This is a genomic window from Chryseobacterium sp. AG844 (assembly GCF_003182335.1).
Taxonomy (GTDB): Bacteria; Bacteroidota; Bacteroidia; order Flavobacteriales; family Weeksellaceae; genus Chryseobacterium; species Chryseobacterium cupriresistens.
In genome coordinates this window covers 1-18,366 of the sequence record NZ_QGTV01000037.1, presented here as the reverse complement: position 1 = coordinate 18,366, position 18,366 = coordinate 1, and the positions used below count along the sequence as shown (strand labels likewise).

The following is an 18,366-nucleotide window of genomic DNA, read 5'->3' as shown; positions in this document are numbered from 1 at the left end:
ACGGATATTGTCAATAGCCTTTGTTACCAGTACCGTTACGATGGTTTAGACAGGCAGGTGGAAAAAAGACTGCCGGGAAGGGACGATTGGGAATCGGTAGTGTATGATGCTGCCGACCGCCCTGTGCTTACCCAGGATGTGAACCTGAAAAATAAAGGACAGTGGCTGCTGACCAAATATGATGCTTTAGGCCGTATTGCTTATACGGGACTTGTTTCGGGTGGGGACAGAGCCTCAATGCAATCCCAGCTTGCCACACAGGTGGTAAGTGAAACACCTTCTGATACAGGATTCAGTAAAAATGGTATTATGGTATATTATACCAACAATTTCCTGTCAGCTTTTACTACGGTGCTTACAGTTAATTACTACGACTCTTACCCAAGAGATACCAAAGAGTTTCCCCCTGCAAAAATCCTTGAACAGTATGTTGTAAATGAAGATAAGACACTCAACGGAGGCGTTTCTACAAAAGGTCTGCCCACAGCATCCTATGTAAAAAATATTGAGGACGATAACTGGACGAAAACCTATTTCTATTACAATACCAAAGGGGAAAAAGTAAGCGAAAAAAGCTGGAACCACCTGGGCGGATATACCAAAAAGGAATTTAAGCTTGATTTCACAGGTACTGTAGATGAAAGCTATACCTATCATAAAAAAGGAAGTGCAGATGCAGAAGTGGTGATCAAAGAAAGGTTTGTGTATGATGACCAGAAAAGATTGCTGAAACACTATCATAGGGTGAACAGCCAGACAGAAGAACTACTGGCAGAAAATACCTACAATGATCTGGGGCAGCTTGTTAATAAAAAGACAGGCAATACCACGGGTACACCGTTACAATCTATAGACCAGACCTACAATATCCGTGGTTGGCTTACCAAAGTGAATGATCCTGCGAATTTAAACGGGAAACTTTTTGCCTATGAGATTAAATACCATAATCCCGTATATTCCACCGTTTCTACAGGGAAATATAATGGCAATATTGCAGAGATAGATTGGTCAAGTGCTGATAATGGTACATTCAGAAGGTATAATTACCAGTACGATGGATTAGACAGGTTGAAAAACGGAATTTATTCTGAACCCAATGCCACCGTTCCACAGAACAATTATTATAATGAAGCACTTGCTTATGATGTAAACGGAAATATCCAGACGCTGAAGAGAAACAGACAATTAGAAGGAGTTGGAGCACAACAGATGGATGACCTTAGCTATGTTTATTCCGGCAACAGGCTTACCACTGTAAGTGATGCTTCCGGAAATTATGCAGGTTATCCTGGCACTTTGGGAACTCCTTTTACATACGACAGTAACGGAAATATGACAAGCCATTGGGATAAAGGCATATTACAGATTGACTACAATTACCTCAATCTACCTAACTATGTCAAATTTTCCAAAGAGTATGTATCACATGATTGGTTGAATACTTATTATGTCAACACAAAGTACATCTATAACGCTGATGGGATTAAGCTGAGAAAGATTCACACTTACGGTACAGGAAGAACCAATTTGGAAACCACCAGCAAAACAGATTATCTGGATGGATTTCAGTATACCAATGATATTTTAAGTTTTGTTCCTACTTCAGAAGGATATTATGATTTCGTCCAAAATAAGTATATTTACAATTATTCCGATCAGGTAGGAAACATCAGACTGGCGTATTATAAGGATGCTTCCGGAAATGTAAAAATAGACAGAACAACGAACTATTATCCGTTTGGATTGGAGTTTGGCGGAGATCTGAGCACTGCAAATTCAATATCTCCAAACTATAAGTATTCTACCCACGGAAAAGAGAAACAGCAGGAGACCGGATGGAGTGACTTTGGGGGAAGAATGTATATGCCTGACATTGACAGATGGTTTTCACCAGATCCATTAAGTGAAGAGTTTGAAGATTGGTCTCCGTATAGTTATGTTTTTAATAATCCGGTACGTTATGTTGATCCAGACGGAAATGCTCCAATAGATGTAGTTGGTGAAGAAGGTTGTTGTCAACAAATGAAAGGTTTTGCCCTGACCATGGTTGACAATGTTATTGGATCGAACCTTAGAAATAAGTATGGCTCCAAGACTCAGGAATATATAAACGGAGTAAATAGCGGTCATGGAGCATCCATGGTATTAGCCGCTTTAATGGCCACAGATGGTATTACAAGCATCGGAGGAGGAACAGGCGGCCTGGCAGCTTCTGCTGCAGCTTCTTCCACAGGTGTAGGAGCAATTGCAGGTGGACCGGGCGCTGCTCTTAGTAGTGGCTTAATATTGAAAGGTACATTAGAAGTTGCTGGCGCAGCAGTGATCACTAGCAATGTTAGAGATAACATGAAGAGTGATAATGGTAAATCTTCAAATTCAAAAGAAGGAGGAAATTATTCTCACTTAAAAGATCATAAATCTGTTGGTCCAGGAAAACCCTTTACAAGAACTCAAAAGAAAAATATTCTTAACGAGAATATGAAAAGAAATGGAGGGGTGATAAGAAGTGATAAAAGTGGGGAAATTTTAGATATGCCAACGCAATCTAAAAAAGGAGTAAAAGCAAATATGAATCAAGCAGAAATTGATCATGTTAAAGCTAAAAGTAAGGGAGGTGCTAATTCTTACAAAAATTCACAAGTTTTAAGTAAAAAAGAAAATCTTGATAAATTAGATAAATAAAACAACATTATGGAAAACCTAAATGAAGCAGTAATAACAACACGTTTTGTTTTAGAAAATAATTCTACAATTGTTTCTGTATTTAGAGACGAAGACGGAGATTGGCAATTTTTTGGAAAAGAAGAAAATATTTCTGAAGGAGATGCAAAGGTTGTTAGTTTGGAAGAGATTTTGCAAATTGATCCCACCTTAAAAGAATTGTTAGATATTAATAATGGAAGCCATGCTCATCGAGAAAGTAAAGAAGATGATTGGATAGTTGAAAAGTATGAACAATAAAGTGACACTTGTATACCATGACAGGGTCTCCCGACTTTGTGCATACAAAAAGACCTCGCAAAATGCGGGTCACGTTTCAAATATGTTGGTTTCCATTATTATTGGACTTTGGCAAAGAAAACTATAAATAAAATAATTTAAAAACAGGTAATCAATAGGTTGCCTGTTTTATAAAATTTACAATTATTCCGATCAGGTAGGAAACATCAGACTGGCGTATTATAAAGATGCTTCCGGAAACCTGAAAATAGACAGAACCAACCATTACTATCCTTTCGGGCTTGAATTTGGAGGGGATTTAAATATTAATGGTACCATAACTCCAAGCTATAGATACTCTACACAGGGACAGGAAAACCAGATTGATACCAAATGGAGTTCTTACCGATGGAGGAACTATGATGCTGCAATGGGAAGGTTCTTCAATGTTGACCCATTAAGTGAGAAATATGCTTATCAGTCACACTATAATTTCTCGGAAAATAAAGTTATATCCCATAGAGAATTAGAGGGCTTAGAAGCAATAGATGCTAATAAAATTAGAGAAACTTTTGATAATGGAAAAAAAGGGAAAAGCTATCAATTAGTTATTCATGTAGACCAACCAGGGAAAGGAGGAGATAGAACTGTATATCAAATTAGTCCAAATAGAGATTCAGGACATGCATTTATAACATTAAATAGGAAAAATACGGATGGTACAACAGATTCTAAAACTTTTGGCTTTTATCCTTATCCACCTAGTGTCAATCCTATAGCATCAGAGGCATCAGGAAAAATAAAAGATAATTTTGGTCATGAACAAGAAGTAGTACAAACAAGGTCTATTAACGAAAAAAACTTTAATGATATTTTAGATTTTGTAGAATCAGATCAAAATACAAAATATGATCTAAATACCAATAATTGCGCTGACTTTGTTATAAACACTGCAGCAGCAGGAGGTATCAAATTACCAAAAACTACGAGTTCATATGGTGGATTCAAAGGACATAATCCGGGTGATTTAGGTGAAGATATAAGAGAACAAAATAATAATATTCGCAAGGGAAAGACCCTTGAAGGTAATTCAAAAACACCAAAAAATAAAAATAATGAGAGTGATAACGATAGAGTTAAAGGTATTGGTTTGTAGTTTAGCAGTTGTTTTTTTCTGCTTTTGCTGTTCAAAACCAAAACAACAGTATAGTAACCCGGTTTTTGCTACTTTTTTTACTGAATTAAGTAGTGAGAGTGCAGAAAAATTTTATGACTCTTACTATAAAGATAAACCAAAAGACTATAAGGAGGGCTATATTCAAGTATTAAAGGAATTTAAAAAATATAATTGTGAATTTACTATTACAGATTACAACTCTTATAAAAGTAAAAAGCCTAATTTAGATGGCATAACTGAAGGTGTTTATATTCTAGAAAACAAACATCTAAAAGAACCATTTTTTATTAAAATTGAGAACAATAAAGTACAATATTTACTTTCAATAGGCAAAGGTAAAGAAGATATTATTGGTTGGCTTTAAATCGGTTCTATTAGAAATTAATTAGGAATTCTGGAAGTATTAAGATTTACAAATTGAAAACAGATCACTAATAAATTATTTAAAATGAAGTATTACGTTTTTATATTATTAGTTTTACTTTTTAGTTGTGAGCAGAAGGTATCTAATAAAGGAGAAAAGATTCTAACAGATAAAGAAATCGCAATTTCCATAGCTGAAAAGAAATGGAAGCAAGTTTATGGTAACTCAGCAATAAATAAACAAAAACCATTTGTTGCAGAAAGAAAAAATGATAGTATTTGGACTGTGCATGGAAACTTTCCTAAACCGCCGGTAATAGGAGGTGTTGCTTATGCAGAAGTAAATGTAAAAACTAAGAAAGTGATTAAATATACACACGGAGAGTAAAGTCGCAAGCTTAACAACAAGCAATCTAAATGGTTGCTTGTTTTATTCTCAGAAGAAAATAATATTTACAATTATACCGATCAGGTAGGAAACATCAGACTGGCGTATTATAAAGATGCTTCCGGTATCCTGAAAATTGACAGGACCAACCATTACTATCCTTTCGGGCTTGAATTTGGAGGGGATTTAAATATTAATGGTACAGTATCTCCAGCCTATAGATACTCTTCTCAGGGACAGGAAAACCAGATTGATACCAAATGGAGCTCTTACCGATGGAGGAACTATGATGTTGCAATGGGAAGGTTCTTCAATGTTGACCCATTAAGTGAAAAATATGCTTATCAGTCGCATTATAATTTCTCTGAAAACAGGGTTGTTGATGGTAAGGAATTAGAAGGGCTCGAATGGGCTGGAGTACACTATAAAAATTTAGACGGAAGTCAGCAAATACAATATAATATAGACTTTAAAGTTCTTAATAGCAGTAAAATTATGACTGCAGAAGATGTGAAAATAAGAACAGCAGAAATCGTTAGAACAGTTGAAAAAGTATATTCAGGGACAGATAATGAAGGTATTTATACAAATACAAAAGTAAATAATATTAGTTTTGTTGACAAAGTTGAAAAAGGCGATTATTATATAGATTTTGTTGACAAAATAGAAGGTGGAAGTAGTCCTTTTGTTGTAGGAAAAGTGAATATTATGGGTAATTCTCAATCAAACAGGATTCAAATTAAATCTATCTTAGGAAGTAGCTCAGGAGAAGTTACTAGTCATGAGTTAGGTCATACCGTTGGGTTAAAACATGAGACAGATCCATCAAATCCTTCAACAGTAAAGCAAAGTATGAAATTTGATAATCTGATGAATTCTGAAACAAGTGGTGAAACTATAACAAAGGAACAACTAAGCGAAATTAAAAAGTATGTTCCTGTAACGACTAAAGTGGAAGTAGAAAATAATCAATTTGTATCACCTTTTAATCCATAATACCTATGAAAAAAATTATTTTATTTTTAATTATATCCTTTTTTTGCCAATGTCAACAAAGATATAATTACACAGTAAATCAGGAAAATATAAATCCCAACTTGACAGAATTGCAAAAAAAACTGGACATAAAGGGAAATTTTCTTAATATTTTTTTTGAAGATTATTTTGATAACGAAAAGGTTTCTATGAAATGTGATTCTAAAGAGATCTTTAGTAAAAATATAACAACTGATAATACTATAAATTTAGCAGATTACTATTCGCAGAAATCAACTTGTGAAAAATTACAAATTAACATAGGACCTCAAAAAATTATTTTGGAAAAAAAAGATATGGAGAATCATAAGTATCTTTATATTAAAAAAAAGAGTGATAGCCTCAATTTAACTTTGTCTAATACACCAAGAACATATTATTAATAATTGGCTAAGTTATATTTCATGAAGTTTATCCCTTTATCATTAGATGAAAAGTGACTATGTTTCACATTGTTTTCTTATAAGTAAAAATAGCAATACTATTTAAAAATAGTGATTAGAACAGACAGTCTCATTGGCTGTCTGCTTTATTCTTTTTTGAAAAACCGACATTTACAACTACACAGATCAGGTAGGAAACATCAGACTGGCGTATTACAAAGATGCTTCCGGAAGCCTGAAAATTGACAGGACCAACCATTACTATCCTTTCGAGCTTGAATTTGGAGGGGATTTAAATATTAATGGTACAGTATCTCCAGCCTATAGATACTCTACACAGGGACAGGAAAACCAGATTGATACCAAATGGAGTTCTTACCGATGGAGAAACTATGATGCAGGGATGGCGAGGTTTTTTAATGTAGACCCATTAAGTGAACAATACGACTATCAGTCACATTATAATTTCTCGGAAAACAGAGTAGTTGATGCAAGAGAGCTCGAAGGCTTGGAGGCTAAAAAGGTAAATGAGGTTAGCCTTCCTGGTGATCCTGTAGAGTTTGCGGAATTTATTGGTGGAGGGATTAATAGCGTAAGAGCTGCTGTAGCTAATTCAGTGGCAAGAACTGTTAACGTTCTAACCAATGATGCTGTAAGAAATAAGTATGTAGTTGATGATGACGGTGGTTTAACTTTACTAACGGGAGTTCCAAAAGAATCCTTCAAAGAAAAAGTTGTAAACGGTTCTTTTGATCTGGCTACAATAGGAATGGCAGCAGTTGGAGGTGTTGAAGGTGCTCTAACAGCACAAGGTGGAAAGATTCCAGCCTTGAAAGGTGTTGAAGAAATTAAAAAGACAGTGAATATGACTGTTGTTAAAAAAGGAACTCAAGAATGGAAGGATGCAGTTCAATCAATTAAGAATAATAAAAAATCTGATCTTTTAACAAATAATGCTTCTGATGCAAAAAGTTTGTTAAAAGATGCAAAAGGAAATATGAATAGATATAAGAATTATACAACCAAACAATATAAAAAAGGATATGAAATTCATAATGATCAAAACACGAGAGAGTTAGGAGTGGGAAATGATAAGCAACATTTAAAGTGGAAAGATGGTAAATCTTCTGGTCATATATTTTATAAAAAACCTAATTAAATGAGTGAAACAATAATTACAAAAACATTTTATAGCGAATATTTTGATGAAGCTATTGAGGATATTTATCTATTAGAAAAAGAAACAGCATCCAAATTGTGGGACTTAAAAATAGATTCTAAATCAAATAATTTTTTTAAATTGAGCAATGATAATATTATCATTCTTAATTCTAAGAATATTGGAGATTGGAGAAATTATTATGATAAAGATGATATTTTAGGTTTGCAATCATTTCTAAATTTAAATATCGAATGGAAAAGTGATAATATAGTACTCTTTTGTATAAATAAAGAAACTATTATTAAAACAAATTACTGTATTTTTCTAAATAATATATTTAATTTTTTAGAGTTATATGATGATTGTCCTATTTTATTAAATGAAAATGGAGAATGCATGTATTTTGCACCTCTAGGTAATATTTTTCATTCGTTATATAAAATTTAGCATGCAAATAGGGTCATGTTTCAAATATGTTGGTTTCCATTATTAATGGACTCTGATGAAGAAAATTATAATTAAAATAATTGACTTATCCTTTTAATTAATACTGGAGATTGATGATTAACAAAGGTTTGTTATTGGGAACCCTTCGACAGGCTCAGGGTGACAGGTCGCAAACCATCCGTAATTTTTAAGCGTTGTCTGGCTGAGCCTGTCGAAGCCGTTATTATTGACAGAGATAGGTTAATAATTTAAAAAACAGGTAATTTATTGGTTATCTGTTTTATTTTCGCCGACTTTCCTGTAAAATAAAAAAACCTTCAGAAATGAAGGTTTCTATTATTTATAAGCTTCGATTTTATCCGTAAGCGTATTGATAAAGTTCTGTAAAGGCTTTTCTACCATCATTTTGATGAATGGATTGAATTTCCCTTCAAATAACATCTGAACTTCGGTCTGGTTTTCACTGATCGGGTTCAATGTCGCTGTTAATGAGAAGTCCAGACTTGAACTTGCAGACCTTAAAACAGCTTTCTGATCATCCACTTCATCTATTTTTAAAGCGATTTCAGGCATTCCCTGTAATCCAAATTTAAATCCGTTATCTCTTGTTTCAAATTTCTGAAGACCGTCCGGCATAAAATCTTTATAATTTTCAGGAGATTTCAGCAACTCTGTAAGTTCTTTAGATGATTTATTGACAATAATCTTTCGTCCTTCTAAATTCATTTTTTATTTTTGTATTTAAATTCTTAACTATTACAAATGTATAAAGTTTTTGTCAACGAAAAAAAATTATTACTATCTAAGCATCCTGAAGAACTTGAAAAAAAGCTTGGGTACGAAAATTATACCACTTTAGAGATCGCCCTGGATCTTCTGGAGAATACTTCTGTGCAGGAACTGAATGTGTATGGAGAGAATTTGGAAGAAATCTGGCAGGAGTTTCAGAAGCTTTTCAGAATTATAGAGGCGGCAGGAGGTCTCGTTAATAACCCTGAAGGTAAGATTCTTTTCATCAGAAGATTAGGCAAATGGGATCTTCCAAAGGGTAAAATGGAAAAAGGAGAATCCAGAGAAGAGTCTGCAGTACGGGAAATAGAGGAAGAAACAGGGTTGAGTGATGTAGAGCTTGTACAATTCATCAACACGACTTATCATATCTATGTAGAAAGAAACGGGGAGAAAATCTTAAAATGCACCCATTGGTTTGAAATGAACTTTGACGGCGAAGATACTTCCAAACCGCAGATAGAAGAAGGTATTACCGAAGTAGCCTGGAAAACGACCTCAGAAATTGAAAATGAAGTGTTCCCGAGTACTTTTAAAAATATCAAACTAATCGTAAAAGAATTCTGGGATTCGAAGAAATAAGTAAGAAGGCTGGAAGCTGGAAGAATGAAGCCGGAAGTTACTATCCGGCCAATTACTTCTTTAAGTTATTCATCAGTGAAATTTTATAAAGCTGAAGAAATAAGAGAACGGTCTTTAATTTCCTTCCTTCATGAACACTCCTCCCCCAGCGCCCAGCTTCCTTACTTTAAATAAAGTCGATCACTTTCTCCAGAGCAATTCCTCTGGAACCTTTCAACAATATATTGTCAGACTGAATGCTATTCTGTTTCAGGTATTCTGTTAATTCGGCCGTATTTTCAAAAGCAAACTCTGAATCATTAACCGCTTTAAAATGTTTTCCGACAGTAATGATCTCATCGAAATGAAGATCCTGAGCCAGTTTTAAGATGTTCTGATGCTCTTTCTCACTTTCATCACCCAATTCCAGCATATCTCCGATGATAATGGTTTTGCTGCCTTCAAAACTGATAAAGTTATTTAAAGAAGCGGTCATAGAGCTTGGATTGGCATTGTAAGTATCAAGCACCAAAGTCCTGCCCTCTTTTTTCACCACCTGAGATCTCATATTGGTGGGGGTATACAGCTCCAGAGCATGCTTAATTTTTTCAAAGCTGATTCCGAAATGAAGGCCAAGACTGGCAGCAGCACAGAGATTGGTAAAGTTATACTCTCCTGTCAGTTTTGAAACGGCTTTTACGCCCTGATAAGTCAATCCTACAAAATGTTCAGCGGAAAAAGATTCAAAATTGTAATCCGATGTTTCTTTTCCAAAAGTAATTTTAGGTGAATAGTTTTCAGTCTTTTCAGCCTGGATCGGATCGTTTTCATTCACAACAATTGTTCTGTTGTTATTTTTAAGATAATCATACAGCTCAGACTTTCCTTTGATTACTCCCTCAAAACCTCCGAAGCCTTCCAGATGAGCTTTCCCAAAGTTGGTAATATACCCCAAATCAGGTTGTGAAATGGTACACAGGAATTCAATTTCCTTTTGATGATTCGCTCCCATTTCAATCACAGCCATTTCATGCTCCGGTTTAATGGAAAGGATCGTCAACGGAACTCCGATATGGTTGTTCAGATTTCCTGATGTATACTGAACGTTAAATTTTTCTGAAAGAACAGCATGGATAAGCTCTTTTGTAGTCGTCTTTCCATTACTTCCCGTAAGCCCGATAAAAGGAATATGAAGCTGGCTTCTGTGATAGATTGCCAATTGCTGTAAAAATTCCAGCGTAGAAGGAACATAGAAAATGTTTTTATCTCTGTTTTCGAATTCCGGAAGTTCAACAATCACTGCCAGAGCTCCGTCATCAATGGCTTTTTCTGCCAGCGTAGCTGCATTGAAATTCTCACCGGAAAAGGCAAAGAAAATATCATTCTCTGCTATTTTTCTGCTGTCAATGGTTACTTTTGCCGCCTGCAGAAATAAAGGATAAAACTGTTCTATATTCATGTGGAAATATATATATTTTTTAAGAAGTGACATGCAACCGCCAAATCTACACGAGTATTTCAGGCTTTTCAGCCCAAGCGGTTTCATGGTTCAAAAATAAAAAAACCTTCCGAAAGTCCGGAAGGTTTTTTGTAAGTATTTTTTGATAAATATTATCTTCTAGTTCTACTCTTATCGCTGGCTTTAGCATCCTGTGCAACACGGAAACCTACCCAACCATAAGCTCTGTTTTGATTTTTATATCTTCTTTGTCCCGGATCCAGCCAGTATGCTGTATCCTGCCATGAACCTCCTTTTACTACTCTAACCTCGTTAGAGATTGCAGAAGTTCTGTCTTTGGTATCTTTTTGTAGTTTCACTCTACCGCTTCCATCTACAACGAAGCTTGTTTTAGGAGCGTTGTACATATCGAATCCGGCAGCAGAATCAGAAGCTCTGTAATATTCTAAAGAAGACTGTCTGTCACCATCTCTGTAGTTTCTGTAGTCAGCAATAGTTTGTCTTTCGAATTGTCCAGGAAGTCCTCTGTAAACTAATCTTCCATCTGCTAACGTATCATACTTGATGGTACCTTCGTCGATCATTTTATAAGTTCCGTCACCGTTTCTTACGATCGCCTGAGGCATGTTTCCTCTGTAGTAGTTGAAATCGTTGTAATCTTCATCGATGATAGGTCTGTAAACGTCAGCCGTCCATTCAGAAACGTTTCCATACATACCGTAGATTCCTAAATCGTTAGATGGATATTGTCTTACGTCAGAAGTCTGAGCTGATCCGTCGTTTTTCCAACCTGCGATACCAGAATAATCACCTCTACCCATTTTGAAGTTTTCAAGGAACATTCCTCTGTCTCTTCCTTTGGAACCTCTTAATCTTTCAATTTGAGGTTTTTTACCCAGATATTGGTTATATTCTCTGTTTTTAGCCATACCCAGAGCTGCATATTCCCATTCTACTTCAGTAGGAAGTCTGAACTTCTGTACCATTGCAGAATTTGGAGCTCTGTTAGCGGCAAGCAATCTCTGGTTTGTTGTTTTCATACCAGTTTTCTGCTGCATTCTTTTTTCATTGATATATCCCTGCATTTCAGGATCATTCGATTTGAATTTATCCATATTGAAAGCAGTTCCTCCCTGGTTGTTGGATTCGTTGATATACAAATCTTTGGCAATAATACCAGCCTGCATCAAAGCTTTTTCATTGGCTCTGTCAGACAGCCATTCACAGTATCTGTTTGCCTGAGTCCAGGAAACTCCTACTACCGGATAGTAATCAAATTCCGGAGAACGCAGATACGTTTCGTTATAATCGTTTCTTGCTAATTTGTTGTCCCATAATAAGGTATCCGGCAAAGCACCGTTATAGATCTCCTTAAAACTCGGGTCACTTGGTGGGAATACATACTTCAACCATGTAAGGTATTCGCGGTATTCGTAGTTAGTAATTTCAGTTTCTCCGATAAAGAATGAACTTACCTGCATTCTGCGAGGTGTGTTATTCCAATCGTGCATAACATCATCTTTCACTAATCCCATTGTAAAAGTTCCACCTTCTACATATACCATCCCAGGCCAACCCTTCTGCTTCTGTTGCTTTCCTGCAAAAAACCAACCCTGTTTTTCGTTTGGTTTCCAACCTGTTTTGCTGACAAATTTTTTGGTACCGCCACCTTTGCTGGTTCCTGATCCGCCACAGCTGGTTAATGCAAGTGTAGAACTTAATGCTATTAATGAAAACAACTTTAGTTTTTTCATAGTCGATATAAATATTTTCAAAGTACAAAGAAAAAATAAATTATTCAATAAATCAAGTAAACATTTGATTTTTTTGAAAAACGTTAACAAATTAATTTTATTGTATCACAATTTAATTCTAAAATTTTCATTTATTTTGTAATTTAGCAATTTCAATAGTAAACATGAAACGAAAAATTACGATTTTATCTTTAATCGCTTTTGCATCAACACTTTACGCTCAAAGAAACACCATAGAATGGAATGGTTCTAAAATCCAGGATTTTGGTGACACAAAATTAAATCTTCCCAATTTTAAAAATGAAGGTTTTTCTTACAGCCAAAATAATGTTTTTATCGTAAGCAAGCAAAAAATCGGAGAAAAGCAATTAAAAATCTCAGACCTTGTCTGGGAAAGCGTTTCAAATCAGGATTTGTTTGAGCTGGATAAAGGCAGACTTCCTGATTATGATGTAGCAGATGTTTCCTATTATACTTTAGATGGTGAAAGCTATGCCAGCATTAGTATTGCTTTATTTAAAAATGTAAAAGGCCGTGTTCAGAGATTATCTTCGTTTAATGTTTCGGAAGCTTCTTCTTTTATCAATACAACAGGAACTGTTAATAAAATAGGAACCACCGGCAATCCTTTATCAAGTGGAAATTTTTATAAAATAAAGGTAGACAAGTCCGGAGTATTCAAAATCACTTCGCAGTTTTTAAAAGACAACGGAATCAATCCGGGTTCTGTAAATCCTAAAAATTTCAGAATTTATGGAAACGGGGGAATCATGCTTCCCGAATACAACCAGGATCCGAGATACGGTGCTTTACAGGAAAATGCCATTCAGGTGGTAGGTGAAGATGACGGGGTATGGAATGACAATGACTACGCTCTTTTCTATGCACAGGGTCCCGACGGATACAACCTTTATGATACTTCCAACGGGAACGGTTTTAAAAGACACGATACCCGGTTCAGTGAAAGAAGCAATAATGTCAAAAACATCTATGAGGATTTCTCCTATTATTATATCAACTTTGATAAAGGTGCGGGAAAAAGGGTTGCGACTGTAGACGGAAACCTTCCAGCCCAGCTGATTACAAGGTATGACAGTTACCAGGTGATCAACAAGGATCAGAAAAACCTGTTAAAAGTAGGAAGAACATGGGTAGAAGATACTCCTTTCACCAATGAAAAAACTGTAACATTTACTACCAATTCCCCGATACAGGCGAATGATGTAATACGATACAGAACCCAGGTGGTAGCGTACAATTCCCAGCAGAATTCGATAGATTTTAAAATCAACAATTTAAATCCGCACCCGCTGCAGGTAATTCCTACAGACACCTCTTCGTATCAGTATACTTTCTATCCGGTAACTTATACCGGAACACTAACCAATCTTACCGGAAATCAGTTTACACTGGTTTATAATCCTGATATCTCCAAGAATCCGAATGGAACTTTCTATTTTGATTATGTAGAGGTTCAGTATAAGGAAAACCTTGCATTCAATGGTTCACAAATGAACTTCAGGGATTACTCAATTGTAAGTGGAAGCAATACAGACTATGGTTTCAGTATCAGTAATGCTGCTACTATAGAACAGGTATGGGATGTAACGGATATTACAAACGCTAATAGAAGAGTGAATAAGGCAGGAGCCGGTTCCTTCAGCTTTGCGTACACGGCTGCTGATCAGAATTTCAACAATGAGTTTGTAGCTTTCCGCGCTGATGCGGCTTTTAGTCCACAGTTTGTGGGAAGAATCTCGAATCAGAATCTTTCCGCAATACAAAACGTAGATTATCTGATCCTTACCGTTCCTGAAATGATGGGCCAGGCTCAGAGAATTGCCAACTACCATCAAACCAAGAATAACTATAAGGTAGAAATTGTTGACATCAATAAAATCTACGAGGAATATGGCAGCGGAAGCAAAGATCTTACCGCGATAAGAGATTTCGTAAGTAAACTCAATACTCCACTGGGAAGACTTCAATATGTGTTTATCCTTGGGGATGCTTCATACGATTATAAAAACAGGGTTCCGAATAATTCAAATGTTGTTGCCAGCTATCAGAGTGAGCAGTCTTCCGATTATGTATCCTCTTTTGTGACGGATGATTATATCGTAATGACCAAGCCGCAGAATACATTATTAATTGAAAACAACCTTCCGGATCTTCCGGTTGGCAGAATTCCGGCAGCCAATGCCAGTGAAGCCGGAGATATGATCAATAAAACACTGGCTTACTATAATTCCCTTCAGGGACAGTCGAGCCCGTTTGGAGACTGGCGTATGCGACTTGACTTTGTAGTGGATGATAACAACGAAGGGGGAAGCCCTTTCCACAATGTCATGAACAACTCCCTTGCCGGCATATTTGAACAGCCTGGCCAGCAAGAACTTAAAGAGTATAATGTTAAAAAATTATACATGGATGCCTTTACCGCCCAGAGTACTTCCGGAGGACGAAGATATCCGCAGGTAAACCAGGCCATTTCCAATGCTATCGGAAACAGCTTATATCTGTTTTATTTCGGACACGGAGGAATCAATGGCTGGGCACAGGAAAGAGTACTTACCAGCACAGAAGTTCAGAATGCCAACAATTTCTCTAATGTATACAGCAGATTCCCGTTTGTATCTACCATCACTTGTGAATTCACATTATGGGACGAACCTTCAACCAACTCTGTAGGAGAACAGTTTATTAAGATGAAACAGGGAGGTGTTTCTACCATGATTACTTCCAGCCGTGCTATCGGGGTTGATTATGGACGTGATTTTACCAATACCTTTACTCAGAATATTTTTAAGTTAACCAATGACGACTTTAATACGCTGGGGAATGCCCACTTAATTGCCAAAAAACAAAAAGGACCAAACAGTAACCACTTAAAAGTAAACTTACTGGGTGATCCTGCCATGAAATTAAGCAGACCACAAAGACTCCTGGTTATTGATAATATTGAAACTCCTGTTCCGGGACTGATCAGAGGGCTGGATTTTGTAAAAATCAAAGGACACATCAATAATCCGAACGGAACACTGAACAATACCTTCAACGGAAAGGTCAGCATCAATATTTTTGATAAGAGATTAAATAAAAAAACATTAAATAACAGTGGCGTTTTATCTCCGGTGTTAGAGTATACTGAGGAAGGAAGTGCTATTGTAAAATCTGCAGGAACTGCTGTAAATGGGGTTTTCACTGCTGAATTCTATGTACCTAAAGACATTAACTATGCTGTAGGCCAGGGAAGAATACTAGCCTATGCAGATAATAAGTCAACGGATGTTTTCAACAATCAGGCTGTACAGGTAGGCGATATTAATCCAAACGGAATCAATGATAATCAGCCTCCAAAAGTAAAACTGTATATGAACAACACCAACTTTGCAGATGGTGGAATTACCAATCAGAATCCAATGCTTCTTGCCTGTCTTACCGATGATACAGGAATTAATTCAACAGGATCCGGTGTGGGGCATGATATTACAGTATATCTTGACGGGCAGATTATCAATACTGTTGTTTTAAATGATTTTTATGCTCCGGGAGAAGGAAACGGATGTTTAAATCCTAGTCTTGCCGAATACCAGAAAGGAAATGTAACCTACCCTTTCAGAAATCTTGCAATAGGACAGCATCAATTAACATTTAAAGTTTGGGATATAAACAATAATTCTACAACTGCTACGTTAAATTTTGAAGTTAAAGATGAATCTGACCAGCATCTGACAATAAACCGTCCGCTGAACTGGCCCAATCCATTTACCAACAAAACTTATATTCAGTTTGAACACAATTGTGATGATATTCTGGATGTGAACGTACAAATTTATACAATAACAGGAAGATTGGTAAGAACTTTGTCGCAGCCGGTGGTTGCAGAACCGTTCCTACAGGGCTTCAGAACCCCTCGTCAGGCGATAGAATGGGACGGAAGAGATGATTTTGGAGCTACTGTAGCAAAAGGTACGTATATTTTTAAGATATTTGCAAAAAGTCAAAATCAAGAAAAATGCAAAGGAAGTGCTACAGCTGTAGAAAAAATGGTACTTTTGAAATAATAAAACAGAACAATAGACAATAATATTAATAAAAAACTGATAATATATAAAAGACAACATATGAATTTAACTACTAAACTGCTATTAGGATTTGGTTTGAGTGCTGGTTTTTTAGGCTATTCGCAAGATTTAGGTAAAGTAAACCCAGTTCTTACCGGAGCTCCTTTCTTAAGAATTGCACCTGATGCAAGATCGGGAGGTATGGGAGATCAGGGGGTGGTAACCTCTCCGGATGCATTTTCACAATTCTGGAATGCGGCTAAATACCCTTTCAGCAGGACAAGTTCTTCCGTAGGTCTTAACTATACGCCTTACATGGGAAAACTTACCAATGATGTATTCTTATTATATGCCTCGTTCCATAAGTTTTTGGGGCAGGAAGAAAGATCTACAATTTCCGCGAGTATCTATTATTTCAATATGGGACAGGTAGACCTGACTCAACTGGTGGGTACGGAAATCGCTTCTATGGGTACATCAAAACCAAACGAATTCTCCATTGACGTTGCCTACGCTTTGAAACTTTCTGATTCATTCTCCGGAGCTGTTACCGGTAGATTTATCCGTTCAGACTTAGCCGGAGGATTCAACACAGATACAACACTTAAGGCTGCGAACAGTTTTGCAGTAGACGTTTCAGGATACTATACCTCTCCAAGATTCTCCAGTATTGGCGGATATGATGGTAAGATCAATGCAGGTTTGGCTATTCAGAACTTAGGTCCGAAACTGGATTATACAGGGAATGAAGAATCAAGATCTTATCTTCCTACCATGGCAAGATTAGGGGTTGGATATGACATGTACCTGGATGATATGAACAGAGTGGGAATTTCTGTGGAAGGTTCAAAACTATTGGTTCCGGGATCTGAGTATGCAGGAATTGACCCGAATACAAGACAGCCTATTTATCAGATTCCTAATGTAGGGCCAATGGCTGGTATCGGAAAATCTTTCAAAAATAAAAACAGTATCATGTACAGTGGTGCTTTGGAATACTCCTATGACAATGCATTTTCTGTAAGAGGAGGTTACTTCCATGAAAGTGAAGAGCAGGGAGCAAGACAGTTTGCAACTGCAGGGGTTGGACTAAGATACCGTTCTTTCGGACTTGACCTTTCTTACCTGATCAACATGTCTAAAATCAACAGTGCTTTGGATAACACGCTTCGTTTCGGTCTTACCTGGAACATCGGAGAAGAAACATCCAACAACGATCGTTAATAAAAGAAAAAGCGATAAAAAAAGCCTCATACATTATTGTATGGAGGCTTTTTTTATGTCAATTGTCAATGGTGAATTCGCTTCGCTTGTCAATTTTTTTATACTGCAAGCATTCACCATTCACTTTGCGAAGCAAAAATTCACTATTGATTGGTGAATAGTCAAGCGTCAATCCGTTTCGCTTGTCAATTGTTTTATGCTGCAAGCATTCACCATTCACTTTGCGAAGCAAAAGTTCACTATTGATTCGTGAATAGTCAATCGTCAATCCGCTTCGCTTGTCAATTGTTTTATGCTGCAAGCATTCACCATTCACTTTGCGAAGCAAAGATTCACTATTGATTGGTGAATAGTCAATCGTCAATCCGTTTCGCTTGTCAATTTTTTTATGCTGCAAGCATTCACCATTCACTTTGCGAAGCAAAAATTCACTATTGATTGGTGAATAGTCAATCGTCAATCCGCTTCGCTTGTCAATTGTTTTATGCTGCAAGCATTCACCATTCACTTTGCGAAGCAAAAATTCACTATTGATTGGTGAATAGTCAATCGTCAATCCGTTTCGCTTGTCAATTGTTTTATACTGCAAGCATTCACCATTCACTTTGCGAAGCAAA

The 18,366-nt window shown here is 36.4% G+C and carries 16 protein-coding genes; 12 read left to right on the top strand and 4 right to left on the bottom strand.

From position 1 onward, the window contains the following. The 9 genes from DEU40_RS21805 to DEU40_RS21765 form a co-directional block, all read left to right on the top strand. Window positions 1-2,682 (top strand): RHS repeat-associated core domain-containing protein (locus DEU40_RS21805; RefSeq protein ID WP_317047541.1); only part of this gene is annotated, 2,682 nt, incomplete at its 5' end. A gap of 9 nt (window positions 2,683-2,691) precedes the next feature. Beyond that, window positions 2,692-2,961 (top strand): hypothetical protein, encoded by a 270-nt coding sequence (locus tag DEU40_RS21800; protein ID WP_110011796.1) that lies wholly within the window; start codon window positions 2,692-2,694, stop codon window positions 2,959-2,961. 409 nt (window positions 2,962-3,370) lie between these two features. After that, window positions 3,371-4,096 (top strand): hypothetical protein, encoded by a 726-nt coding sequence (locus tag DEU40_RS21795; protein WP_110011795.1) that lies wholly within the window; start codon window positions 3,371-3,373, stop codon window positions 4,094-4,096. After that, entirely contained in the window at window positions 4,062-4,481 is a 420-nt protein-coding gene (locus DEU40_RS21790) for a hypothetical protein (protein ID WP_146207897.1), read from the top strand. The genes DEU40_RS21795 and DEU40_RS21790 overlap by 35 nt, the downstream gene beginning before the upstream one ends. 84 nt (window positions 4,482-4,565) lie before the next feature. Continuing rightward, the gene (locus DEU40_RS21785; protein WP_110011793.1) at window positions 4,566-4,868 is read left to right on the top strand and encodes an NTF2 fold immunity protein; all 303 of its coding nucleotides are present in this window, start codon (window positions 4,566-4,568) and stop codon (window positions 4,866-4,868) included. 33 nt (window positions 4,869-4,901) lie between these two features. Continuing rightward, window positions 4,902-5,864 carry a hypothetical protein gene (locus tag DEU40_RS21780; protein WP_110011792.1) on the top strand — a complete coding sequence of 321 codons (963 nt, stop codon included), beginning with the start codon at window positions 4,902-4,904 and terminating at the stop codon, window positions 5,862-5,864. A gap of 5 nt (window positions 5,865-5,869) precedes the next feature. Then, entirely contained in the window at window positions 5,870-6,286 is a 417-nt protein-coding gene (locus DEU40_RS21775) for a hypothetical protein (RefSeq protein WP_110011791.1), read from the top strand. Window positions 6,287-6,689: 403 nt separating this feature from the next. After that, window positions 6,690-7,445, top strand: a complete 756-nt coding sequence (locus tag DEU40_RS22715; RefSeq protein ID WP_228406599.1) for a hypothetical protein — start codon at window positions 6,690-6,692, stop codon at window positions 7,443-7,445. Then, window positions 7,446-7,895, top strand: coding sequence for a DUF2947 family protein (locus tag DEU40_RS21765; RefSeq protein ID WP_110011790.1), 450 nt, complete (start codon window positions 7,446-7,448; stop codon window positions 7,893-7,895). A 336-nt stretch (window positions 7,896-8,231) separates the two neighbouring features. Here DEU40_RS21765 and DEU40_RS21760 read toward each other — a convergent pair whose 3' ends face one another. Continuing rightward, on the bottom strand, window positions 8,232-8,621 hold the full coding sequence (locus tag DEU40_RS21760; RefSeq protein WP_034699917.1) for a hypothetical protein: 390 nt from the start codon (window positions 8,619-8,621) through the stop codon (window positions 8,232-8,234). 36 nt (window positions 8,622-8,657) lie between these two features. Here DEU40_RS21760 and DEU40_RS21755 point away from each other — a divergent pair, with 36 nt between their 5' ends. Continuing rightward, the gene (locus DEU40_RS21755; RefSeq protein ID WP_110011789.1) at window positions 8,658-9,266 is read left to right on the top strand and encodes an NUDIX hydrolase; all 609 of its coding nucleotides are present in this window, start codon (window positions 8,658-8,660) and stop codon (window positions 9,264-9,266) included. Between the two features lie 166 nt (window positions 9,267-9,432). Here DEU40_RS21755 and DEU40_RS21750 read toward each other — a convergent pair whose 3' ends face one another. After that, the gene (locus tag DEU40_RS21750; protein ID WP_110011798.1) at window positions 9,433-10,704 is read right to left on the bottom strand and encodes a UDP-N-acetylmuramoyl-tripeptide--D-alanyl-D-alanine ligase; all 1,272 of its coding nucleotides are present in this window, start codon (window positions 10,702-10,704) and stop codon (window positions 9,433-9,435) included. 152 nt (window positions 10,705-10,856) lie between these two features. Then, entirely contained in the window at window positions 10,857-12,458 is a 1,602-nt protein-coding gene (gldJ, locus tag DEU40_RS21745; protein ID WP_110011788.1) for a gliding motility lipoprotein GldJ, read from the bottom strand. A gap of 164 nt (window positions 12,459-12,622) precedes the next feature. On the opposite strand from gldJ, the gene porU reads away from it, so the two are divergent. Continuing rightward, window positions 12,623-16,525 carry a type IX secretion system sortase PorU gene (gene porU, locus DEU40_RS21740; RefSeq protein WP_110011787.1) on the top strand — a complete coding sequence of 1,301 codons (3,903 nt, stop codon included), beginning with the start codon at window positions 12,623-12,625 and terminating at the stop codon, window positions 16,523-16,525. 60 nt (window positions 16,526-16,585) lie between these two features. After that, a complete protein-coding gene (gene porV, locus DEU40_RS21735) occupies window positions 16,586-17,749 on the top strand; it encodes a type IX secretion system outer membrane channel protein PorV (protein ID WP_062674515.1) in 1,164 nt (387 codons plus the stop codon). Between the two features lie 58 nt (window positions 17,750-17,807). Here the strand turns inward: porV and DEU40_RS22570 are convergent. Then, on the bottom strand, window positions 17,808-18,366 hold a 559-nt coding region (locus tag DEU40_RS22570; protein ID WP_181398016.1), incomplete at its 5' end, for a hypothetical protein.